The organism is Dokdonella sp., from assembly GCF_036518555.1.
Lineage (GTDB): Bacteria > Pseudomonadota > Gammaproteobacteria > Xanthomonadales > Rhodanobacteraceae > Dokdonella_A.
In genome coordinates this window covers 1-10,509 of record NZ_DATDMY010000163.1, presented here as the reverse complement: position 1 = coordinate 10,509, position 10,509 = coordinate 1, and the positions used below count along the sequence as shown (strand labels likewise).

The following is a 10,509-nucleotide window of genomic DNA, read 5'->3' as shown; positions in this document are numbered from 1 at the left end:
GCGCGCGCGCCGCGCAGCGCGAGCCGGCGCATGTCGTCGGCGGCGAGTCCGGTGGCTGCCTCGTCGCCGGCATCGAGCGCGCGGATCGCCTCGTCGAGCCGGCCGAGCTCGCGCAGCGCGTCCGCCTGCGCGCGGCGGGCGCTCGCCATCATGTAGCGCGGCGTGTCCGGCGAAGCGCCGATGATCGCGACGCTGCGCTCGAACTGCGCGAGTGCGTCGGCCGGCCGCTTCTGGCGCAGGCGGATTGCGCCGAGGTTGACCAGCGCCGGAATCACCTGCGGCGAATGCGCGCCCTGCACGCGCTCACGGCGGGCGAGCAGATCGGCGAACAGCGTCCCCGCCTCGTCGTCGCGTCCCGCGAACGCGAGCTGCATGCCGAGCTCGTTCTGCATGAACAGCGCGTCGAGCGTGTCGGCGCCGTAGCGAGCCGCCTGCGCGTGGTGCGCCTCGCGCAGGGTCGCGAGCGCGTCGTCGACGTGGCCCTCGGCGCGTTCGACGAATGCGAGCGTGACCTTCGCCTTGAGCGTCGCCGTGTCGTCGGGCCCTTTCGTCGCCATCAGTGCGTCGACCGCGCGACGCGCCTCGGCGGCCGCGCGCAGCGGCGTGCCGAGCAGGCGCGCGTCGTCCGCGACGAGGTAGTCGGCGACGGCGCTGATCTCGTTCGGCCGGCCGAGCGCGGCATCGGCGCGCTCGCGCAGCGCGGCGAGACGCGGTGCGGTCGACAGGTCGGGGGCGCGGCGTTCCGCGTTCTCGATCAGGCGCAACGTGTACTCGAGCGTGTCGCGATGGTCGCGACCGAGCGTGCGCTCGGCCGCGGCGACGACCGCGCCGAGGATCGCTTCGGCCTCGTCGAAACGGTTGGTCGTGGTCAGGATCATGCCGCGCTCGGCGCGCGCGCGCAGGTCCTCGGCGCCGTCCTTCGCCACGCCCGGCAACGCGGCGGCACGGTCGAGCAGCGCGAGCGCGACGTCGAAATCGCCGAACTGGTAGCGCAGGTCCGCGAGCGTCGTCAGCACGCGCGCGGCGAGCGCGGGCTGCGCGGCGAAGCGGCGTTCGACGTGGCCCTCGGCGATGCGCAGCGCCTCGCGCAAGGTCATGTCCGGCGCGTCGGGCGCGCGGTGCGACGGATTGGCCGCGTCGAACACGTCGTCGTCGAGGAAGCCGAGGACGGCGTTCGCGGCCAGCGCCTGCTGCTCGGCGAGGTCGCGTTCGGCGCGCAGGCGCGCGGTGAAGTGCACCGAGCCTCCGACGAGCAGAGCGAGGGCGCAGGCAGCGAGCGCGGCGCCGAACGGATGGCGCTGCAGATGACGCGCGACGACATAGGTCGCGCGACGCGGCCGCGCGCGCACCGGGCGGTGCTCGAGGAACGCGCGCACGTCCTCGGCGAGCGCATCGGCCGTGGCGTAGCGCGCCTGCGGGTCGGCCGCGATCGCCCGGCGCACGATCGCGGCGAGATCGCCGCGCAGATCCACCGGCAAGGCGGGTTCCATCGCGGCGCCGTCGGGCCGCAGCTCGGTCGGCGCGCTCGCGAGCGTCGCGCGCTCGGCTTCGTCACGACTCGCGAGCACCGCGAGCAGTCGGCCGAGCTGGTACACGTCGGATGCGATCGTCGGCGTCTCGCCGCGCACCTGCTCGGGGCTGGCGAAGTCGGGCGTGCATGCGCGCGCGACGCTCTCGTCGACGTCGCCGAGCAGCTGCGCGATGCCGAAATCGAGCAGCTTCGCACTGAGATCGAGGTCGACGAGCACGTTGTTCGGCTTGATGTCGCGATGGATGATGCCGCGCGCGTGCGCGAACGCGACCGCGCTGCACACCTGCAGGAACAGGCCGAGCCGCCGCGCGAGCGGCAGCGCCGAGCGCACGCAGTGCACGTCGATGCGCTCGCCGTCGATGAGCTCCATCGCGAACCACGGCCGGCCGTCGCCGGTGCGACCGCCGTCGAGCAGGCGCGCGATGTTCGGATGGCGCAGGTCGGCAAGCGCCTGGCGCTCGCGCCGGAACTGCCCCGCGCTCGCCGCGTCGGGGTGCGCGTCGAGCATCCATTTCAGCGCGACCTGCTGCTCGTATTCGCCGTCGGCGCGCTCGGCGAGGTAGACGATCGCCATGCCGCCACGCGCGAGCTCGCGCACGACGCGATACAGGCCGACCTCGTCGCCGGGCGCGAGCTCCGACGCGCGATCGCACTCGCGCAGCAGCGATGCCGCAACCGCGCCCTGCAGCGCGCCGCCCGTACGCAGCGCGTCTTCGTCGATCGCCATGTCGGTCCCCCGGGGCCCGCGCCGAGTGTACTGCGCCGCACGCCACGCGGCAGTCCCGCATGCGGATGGCAAAAGCGCGCCCGCTTTGCCGTGCCCTGATGCAAGGGGCTGCGAACCGCGGCCCGCCGACCGCCAGGAGATCCTCATGTTCCGCCTGCACCCGCTGCTACCGCCCACCCTCGTCCTGCTCGCGTTCGCGCAGATCGCCCCCGCGCAGACCTGCGTCACCCCGCCACCGGGGCGCGTGTACTGGCTCGCCGCCGACGGCGACCTCGACGATCGCGCGCGCTTCCACAACGGCTGGGCCAACGGCGACGTCCCCTTCGTGCCCGGCGTCGTCGGCGAAGCGGTCGCGTTCGACAACGATTCGGACTCGATCGCCACCGACGTCACGCTCGACGAGCAGAAGACGCTCGAGAACACGTTCACCTGGGAGTTGTGGGCGAAGCCGACCGATACGACGCCCGACTGCGCCGAGGCGCAGGAGGGCAACTGTTCCGGCTTCGCGCAACGCTTCGCGATCTTCCCGCTGCACGGCGACTTTCCCGACGATGCCGGCATCGGCCTCGTGATCGGCACGAATGCGATCTGCGTGAGCGAGCATGCGGGCTTCCATCTACCGTGCCTGCTGCGCTACGACACCACGATCACCGACTGGACCCATATCGCGGTGGTGATGGAGGACCGCACGCCACGCCTGTACGTGAACGGCGCGCTCGTGCGCACCGGCGTGCAGAGCGCGAGAACCCATGCGTACGCGTCCTGGGACACGATCGGCAGCGGTCGAGGCCTCGGCCGGTTCCGCGGCGCCCTCGACGAGGTGTCGCTGTACGACCGCGCACTCTCCGACGCCGAGATCCAGGGCATCTTCGCCGCGGGGGCGGCCGGCAAATGCAAGCCGGCGTGCGCGAGCGAGCACCACGACGACGCGTTCGAGCACGCGCAGGTGACGGCGACGAGCGGGCTCCTGTCCAGCAGCGCGGACGGCGTGTTCGGCGCGACCGACGTCACGCCCGAAATGGACTCGCTGCTGTTCCAGGACAACATGCCCGACGGCTTCAGCCATTCGATCGAATGGCGTACCGCGGCGCCGTTCGAACTCGATCGCTTCGCGCTGTCCGCATTCGCCGGCCAGCCGCCCGCCTTCGTGCGCGCGTTCCGCGACTTCAAGCTGTTCGCGCGCGACCTCGCCACGGGCCAGTGGATGCCCGTCTACGACAGCCCGGTGCGCACGCCGTACCCCGTGGTCGGCGCCGACTACCGCCTCTACCGCTGTGCCAACGTGCGGCCTCGCTTCGCGCAGGAGTTCCGCGCGCAGTTCGTGCAGCACGGCGAGGGCGCGTTCTTCGGTCCGCGCGTGATGGAACTCGACGGTTTCGCGCCCGACCTCATCTTCGCCGACGGCCTCGATCCCGCCCAGTGACGCGTCACGAGCGGATGTCGCGCCGGCCGCGTGCGCGAGCCTCTCCGATGCGCCCGTGTTGCAGGGCACGCGCTTCGCTCGCTGCTGCGGGGCGACGGCAGGCTGCGGCGCAGCAAGGCGCCCGGTCGAGGGTGCTCGCGCCGGTCATCGCGCAGGACTACGATTGGCCGCGCCATCCGCTGGCACAACCTGGGGTAGACCATGAAGACGAAGCTATTCGCAACGCTCGCGTTCGCGTTCGCAGTCGTGGGTCCGGCCGCTGCGGAAGATGCGGCGCAGCCGAAGATGAGCAAGGAACAGCAGGCGGCCGCTGACGCCTACGAACGCATGGGCGCGGTGCGCGCCGAGCACAAGCAGCTGGAGTATTTCGTCGGCGACTGGAAGACGAAGAACACGATGTGGATGGATCCGAAGGCGCCACCGCAGGAAAGCCAGGGCACGTCGCACAGCGAGGCGGTGTTCGGTGGGCGCTACATCGAGACGAGGTTCGACGGCGACATGATGGGACAGCCGTTCAGCGGCCGCGGCGTGATGGGCTACGACAATCTCGGCGGCAAGTTCTTCAGCACCTGGTACGACAGCATGTCCACCGGCTTCTGGCTTGCATACGGCAGCTACGACAAGGCGAGCAACAGCTACACGTTCCGCGGTTCGATGGACGATCCGATGGCGCCCACGACGAAGGTACCCGTGCGCGCGGTCGTGCGCATCGTCGATCCGACGCACTACACGTTCGAGTGGCACGAGACGCACAAAGGGAAGGAAAGCAAGACGATGCAGATCGACTACAGCAAGCAGTAGCGATGCTGCTGCCGGCGGAGCGCCACGGCGCCCCGCCGGACGACACCTCAGGCGGCCGGCTCGGAGCGCGCAGGGTCCGCGCCTACGCCGATGTAGATCGTCCACAACACGTAGCCGGGCGCGGTGGCAGGGTCGGCCGCATGCATCGACATGCTCGCCTCGCCGAGCTGGAGGCGTGGCCACCAGTCCGTCGCGCGCAGCGCGAGGAACGACGCCTGCAGCGCATTGACGGCCGCGCCGCCCGGCGACTCGGCCTGGCCCGACAGGTCGACGCCGCCCTCGGCGACGAGGACGCGGCAGCTGCCCGAGCGGCATTCGACCGAGGCGAGCAGGACGTCGTGCGGGTGGTCCGGCGACAACCCGTCGATCCACGCCTGCAGGCGCGCCCGCAATTCGCGCGTGCGCGTGGCGGCGTCGTCGCCCTCGTCGCGCGCGTCGAATTCCTTCTGCAGGCGCGCATCGGCGGCATCCGCGTCGCCGTCACCCGCCTGCTCGAGCGCAGTCATGCGCGCGGCGAACAGGTCGATCGCCTGGTCTTCGTCGATCGCGGGCGCGCTCTCCGCGGCGTCGCGCGCCGTATCCGCGTCGACGGCGTCATCCGGTGCGGACGCGTCCGACCCGGCCGCGTCCGACGGATCCGACGGGACGGCCGTATCGCCCGGCGCGAGTGGGGGATCGGCGGACGCGGGCGTCCGGCGCGTCGACGGCTTCGACGTCACGCCGGCCGCCGACACGGGATTCGCGTCCGCCGGCGCCGGCGCCGGCGACGGATCGATCGCGGAAGCCGGTGGCAGCGCATTCTCCGCGGCGATCGGCGGCGGCGCGGGCGCCGGCGCCACGGGCGTGGCAGCGGGCGTCAAGGCCGCCGCGGGCGCGGCGGCCGCTGCGACCCGTGCCGGCCGCGGCGTCGGCGCACGCATCGACCACAGCCAAAGCGCGGTCGCGACCGTGGCGGTCAGGGCGGCGGCGACGAGCAGGGTCTGGCGCTGCATGCGCGATCGTCCGGTCGGGAACGGGAACGTCCGATTGTCGCCGAGAGCGCTCGCCCGTGCACGCGCCCGCCCTGCGTCACATCGCCGAGAGATTCGCGTAGGCGAGCACGAGCCGCTTGCGCCCGGCGTCGGCGAAATTCACCTCGACCAGCGTGTGCGCACCGGCGCCCTCGTAGGACAGCACGACGCCCTCGCCGAACGATGCATGGCGCACGCGCTGGCCGAGCTTGAACGGCGCCGCGACGTCCTGCGCGACCACGCGACCCGCGAACGCCGGGCGACTGACCTGGACCTTCGGGCGCACTTCGTGCACGAGCTCGGCCGGGATCTCGGCGAGGAACCGCGACGGCCGCGCATACGACTCGACGCCGTGCAGGCGCCGCGATTCGGCATAGGTGAGCACGAGGCGCTCGCGCGCACGCGTGATGCCGACGTAGGCGAGGCGCCGCTCCTCCTCGAGCCGCCCCGGCTCCTCGGTCGACTTCTGGCTCGGGAACAGGCCGTCCTCGAGGCCGACGAGGAACACCTGCGGGAACTCGAGGCCCTTCGCCGAATGCAGGGTCATCAGCTGCACGCAATCCTGCCACGCCTCGCCCTGCCCTTCGCCCGCCTCGAGCGCGGCGTGGGCGAGGAACGCGGCGAGTTCGGACAGGCCGGCCTCGAGGTCTTCGGGCGTACGACGGAAGCGCGCCGCGACGTTGGCGAGTTCGTCGAGGTTTTCCGTGCGCGACTCCGCACTGCCGCGGCTGTCCTTCTCGTAGAACTCGCGCAGGCCCGACCGCGCGAGCGCGTGCTCGACCTGCTCGGACAGCGAGAGCGGCTCGTCCGCGTCGACCGCTTCGCCGTCGCCGACCATCGTTTCGGTCGGTGCGCCCGCGTCGAGCAGGCGCGCGCCGGCGAGCGCGAAGCCGCGCGATGGCGCGAGGCAATCGCGCGCGAGCTGCTCGATCAACTGGAGGAAGCCGCGCAGCGCGTTCTTCGCGCGCCCCGCGAGGACGTCGGTGCCGAGCTCCGCGAGCGCGGCCTCCCACAGCGACAGGGTCTCGCGCCGCGCGCGCTGGCGCAGGCTGTCGAGGGTTCGGTCGCCGATGCCGCGCGGCGGCGTGTTGACCGCGCGCTCGAACGCCGCGTCGTCGTGCCGGTTCGCGACGAGCCGCAGGTAGGCGAGCGCGTCCTTGACTTCGGCGCGGTCGAAGTAGCGCAGGCCGCCGTAGACGCGATAGGCGATGTCGTGCTGGATCAGCTGTTCCTCGAACGTGCGCGACTGCGCGTTCGAGCGGTACAGGATCGCGTGGTCGGACGGCCGCGCGTCGCCGCGCAAGCCCTCGCGGATGCGTTCGACCACGTAGCGCGCCTCGTCCTGCTCGTTGTAGGCCGCGTACAGCTCGATCGGCGTGCCGTCGTCGCCCGCGGTCCACAACTGCTTGCCGAGCCGGTCCGGGTTGTGCGCGATGACCGCGTTCGCGGCGGCGAGGATGTTGCCGGTCGAGCGGTAGTTCTGCTCGAGGCGGATCGTGCGCGCACTCGGGAAGTCGCGCAGGAAATGCTGCACGTTCTCGACCCGCGCGCCGCGCCAGCCGTAGATCGCCTGGTCGTCGTCGCCGACCACGAACACCTGGCCGGTCGATCCGGCGAGCACGCGCAGCCAGGCGTACTGCAACGTGTTGGTGTCCTGGAATTCGTCGATGAGCAGGTGGCGGAAGCGCTCGCGGTAATGGCGCAGCAGCTCGTCGTTCTGCAGCCACAGCTCGTGCGCGCGCAGCAGCAGTTCGGCGAAGTCGACCACGCCCGCGCGCCGGCACGCATCCTCGTAGGCGCGGTAGACGTCGACGAGCACGCGGTTGACCGGATTGAAGCCGGGGTCGAGCGCATCCGGCCGCTTGCCCTCGTCCTTCGCGCCGTTGATGAACCAGCACGCCTGGCGCGGCGGGAAGCGCGCCTCGTCGAGGCCCATGCCCTGCATCGTGCGCTTGACCATGCGCAGCTGGTCGTCCGCGTCGAGGATCTGGAACGTCTCGGGCAGCCGCGCCTCGCGCCAGTGGCGGCGCAGCAAGCGGTGCGCGATGCCATGGAACGTGCCGATGGTGAGGCCGCGTCCGTCGCCTTCGATGAGGCTCTCGGTGCGACTGCGCATCTCGCCCGCGGCCTTGTTCGTGAACGTGACCGCGAGCACCGACCACGGCGAGATGCGCTCGACCTGCAGCAGCCAGCCGATCCGGTGCGTGAGCACGCGCGTCTTGCCCGAGCCGGCGCCCGCAAGCACGAGATAGTGGCCGGGTGGCGCGGTGACCGCTTCGCGTTGCGCCTCGTTGAGTCCGTCGAGCAGGTGGGACACGTCCATCCGTGCGATTGTAGCGGCCCGCCGTGCCGAACGGCCGATGCAAGGATCCCTGCGATGCGGCGATCATCTGCGACATGAACCGGATCGTCGTCCTGTTGCTGCTGCTCGTGCCCGGCCTGGCCGCTGCGGCACGCGAGCCCGCGCAGTACACGCTGCGCTACGACGCGGCTTCCCGCGTGATGCGGGTGTCGCTTTGCCTCGACCGCGCCGCGGCGCGGCAGCGCTTCGCCGGCGATGCCACCGCGCCCGACCACGTGCGGGATCTCTCGCGCTCGAGTGGCGCGTCGCTGCAGCGCGACGGCGACGGCTGGAACGCGCGCGACTGGCGCGCGGGCGAATGCCTGCGCTGGCACGCCGATCTCGGCCGCATCGCCGACGCGAATGCGCATCGCAGTTCGCTGCGCGCGAGCGAGACGATCACCGATCCGGGCGGCTGGTTGCTGATGGCGTCCGGCATCGAAGCGGCCGACGCGAGCGTCGAGCTGCCCGCGGGCATCGCCATGTCCGCGCCGTGGACGCCGCTGCCGTCGCCCGATGCGACGCGGCGCTACCGCATCGTGCACACGCCGACCGACTGGCTCGCGCGCCTCGCGATCGGCCACCTGTCCGAGACGACGATCGAACGCCCCGGCGGGCGCCTGCACGTCGCGATCGGCGGCAAGAGCGACGTCGCGCAGCGGGCGCGCCTGCTCGCCTGGCTCGGCCGCGTCAGCGACGCCGCGACGACCGCCTACGGCCGCCTGCCGCTCGCCGACGTGCAGGTGCTCGTGATCCCGGTCGGCGCGCAGCGCGAAGCCGTCGTGTTCGGCCAGTCGACGCGCGGCCAGGGCAACGGCCTCAGCCTGTTCGTCGACCCCTCACGCGACGCGCGCGCGTTCGAGCGCGACTGGATCGCCGTGCACGAGCTGTCCCACCTGTTCCATCCGCACCTCGGCGCACGCGGTGCATGGCTCGCCGAAGGCCTCGCGACCTACCTGCAGAACGTGCTGCGCGCGCGCGCGGGCCTGCTCACGCCCGCGCAGGCGTGGGCCGAACTCGCGGACGGTTTCGCGCGCGGGCGCGCGGCGACGCCGCGCGACCGCGCGCCGACGCTCGAACACGCATCGCTCGCGATGGAAACCGACCACGGCTATGGGCGCGTGTACTGGAGCGGCACCGCGTACTGGCTCGTCGTCGACCTCGAGTTGAGGCGCTCGAGCGGCGGCCGCCTCGGCGTCGACGAAGCCCTGCGCCGATTCGACGCCTGCTGCCTCGCGAAGCAGGACTGGACGCCGCAGGCGTTCGTCGAGCGGCTCGACGCGCTGCTCGGCACCGACGTCTTCGCACGCCGCTGGCACGAATACCGCGGGTTGGCGCAATTCCCGGACATACCGGCCCTCGACGACCCCGCCGACGCCGCCGTCCGGGCCGCGATCATGCGTGCGAAAGATCGGAGCGACGCGAAAAGCAAAGCGAAAGACTGAAACACGAAGGACACGAAGACACGAAGGAAAAGCAATATCAAGGAAAAGCTCTAGAGCTTGAAACACGGAGCACGCGGAGCACACGGAGAAAGCCAAGGGCGAGAAGAGCTTTTCATCCTGGAGCTTCTCCTCTGTGTGCCCATGTGTCCGTGTGCTCCGTGTTTCAATCTCTTGATCTTGCTTCCCGCCTGAATTGCTTTCCTTCGTGTCCTTCGTGTCCTTCGTGTTTCAGTCTCGTGATCCTGCTTCTTCAGTGCGCCTCGGCGCGTTCGCGCGAGCCGTTGATGCCCGACATGAGGCGGTCGGTCCAGGCGATGCCGATCGCCGAGGCGATGAACACGCAGTGGATGATCGTCTGCCACATGACGCCGCTCGCGGTGACCATCGTGCAGCCGCGGCCGGCGCCCGTGGCGATCTCGGCGGTCGCCTGCGCGATGAGGTCCGGCGTGCAGAACGGCAGCCCGCCGCCGATCGCGCCGGCCTCGATGAAGCTCTTGAGCAGGTGGATCGAACTGATGCCGATGATCGCCATCGCGAGCTTGACCTTGAGCACCGACGCGTTCACGTGGCTGAGCCACTCGGGCTGGTCGGGGTGGCCTTCGAGGCGCAGCCGCGAGACGAATGTTTCGTAGCCGCCGACGATGACCATGATCAGCAGGTTCGAGATCATCACGACGTCGATGAGGCCGAGCACGATCAGCATGATCGCCTGCTCGCTGAGGCGCAGTGCGTCGTGCATGAGGTGCCACAGCTCCTTCACGAACAACACGACGTAGACGCCCTGGGCGACGATGAGCCCGAGGTAGAGCGGCAGCTGCAGCCAGCGAGCCGAGAAGATCAGCGCAGGCAACGGCGACAGGGGGGACGGTTTGGGTACGGTCATGCGGGAACGCGCCTCGGTCGGAGAATCCGCACGCTACCGCAAAACGGGCGCGCCGCGCATCGGCACGCGGGCGCAGCGGGGCTCGCTCAGGCCGCCACCGCGGCCGCGGGATCGAACGAGCTCGCGGCGACGCGCACGCCCGGCACGCCGAGCACGTAGGCCGCGCCCATCAGCTGCGACGGCGTGCGATAGCCCGGAGCGGGCGCGCGCGCGAGCACGTGCTCGGCGATGTCGAGCGCGCAGGTCACGGTGAGCGCGTAGCCGTTCGGCGTCACGAGCTGCAGGTGTTCGACGCGGCCGGCCGCATTGCGCGCCTCGCCCCAGATCCAGCACTGCGTCGCCGCGCGG

General features: G+C 71.3%; 8 protein-coding genes. 3 read left to right on the top strand and 5 right to left on the bottom strand.

What is annotated here, in order from left to right; translation table 11 throughout:
- On the bottom strand, positions 1-2,258 hold a 2,258-nt coding region (locus VI238_RS09710), incomplete at its 3' end, for a protein kinase domain-containing protein (RefSeq protein ID WP_331650827.1).
- A gap of 145 nt (positions 2,259-2,403) precedes the next feature.
- Here VI238_RS09710 and VI238_RS09705 point away from each other — a divergent pair.
- Entirely contained in the window at positions 2,404-3,681 is a 1,278-nt protein-coding gene (locus VI238_RS09705; RefSeq protein WP_331650825.1) for a LamG domain-containing protein, read from the top strand.
- Positions 3,682-3,882: 201 nt separating this feature from the next.
- On the top strand, positions 3,883-4,482 hold the full coding sequence (locus VI238_RS09700) for a DUF1579 domain-containing protein (RefSeq protein WP_331650823.1): 600 nt from the start codon (positions 3,883-3,885) through the stop codon (positions 4,480-4,482).
- A 47-nt stretch (positions 4,483-4,529) separates the two neighbouring features.
- Here the strand turns inward: VI238_RS09700 and VI238_RS09695 are convergent, their stop codons facing one another.
- Both VI238_RS09695 and VI238_RS09690 read right to left on the bottom strand, forming a co-directional pair.
- Positions 4,530-5,474, bottom strand: coding sequence for a hypothetical protein (locus VI238_RS09695; RefSeq protein WP_331650822.1), 945 nt, complete (start codon positions 5,472-5,474; stop codon positions 4,530-4,532).
- A 76-nt stretch (positions 5,475-5,550) separates the two neighbouring features.
- Positions 5,551-7,815, bottom strand: coding sequence for a UvrD-helicase domain-containing protein (locus VI238_RS09690; RefSeq protein ID WP_331650820.1), 2,265 nt, complete (start codon positions 7,813-7,815; stop codon positions 5,551-5,553).
- 74 nt (positions 7,816-7,889) lie between these two features.
- Between VI238_RS09690 and VI238_RS09685 the strand changes: the two genes are divergently transcribed.
- Complete coding sequence (locus VI238_RS09685) at positions 7,890-9,278, top strand: hypothetical protein (protein ID WP_331650818.1); 1,389 nt, start codon at positions 7,890-7,892, stop codon at positions 9,276-9,278.
- Between the two features lie 250 nt (positions 9,279-9,528).
- On the opposite strand, the gene VI238_RS09680 is transcribed toward VI238_RS09685, so the two are convergent.
- Both VI238_RS09680 and VI238_RS09675 read right to left on the bottom strand, forming a co-directional pair.
- Positions 9,529-10,161 (bottom strand): TIGR00645 family protein, encoded by a 633-nt coding sequence (locus VI238_RS09680; RefSeq protein ID WP_331650817.1) that lies wholly within the window; start codon positions 10,159-10,161, stop codon positions 9,529-9,531.
- A gap of 86 nt (positions 10,162-10,247) precedes the next feature.
- On the bottom strand, positions 10,248-10,509 hold a 262-nt coding region (locus VI238_RS09675), incomplete at its 5' end, for a hypothetical protein (RefSeq protein WP_331650815.1).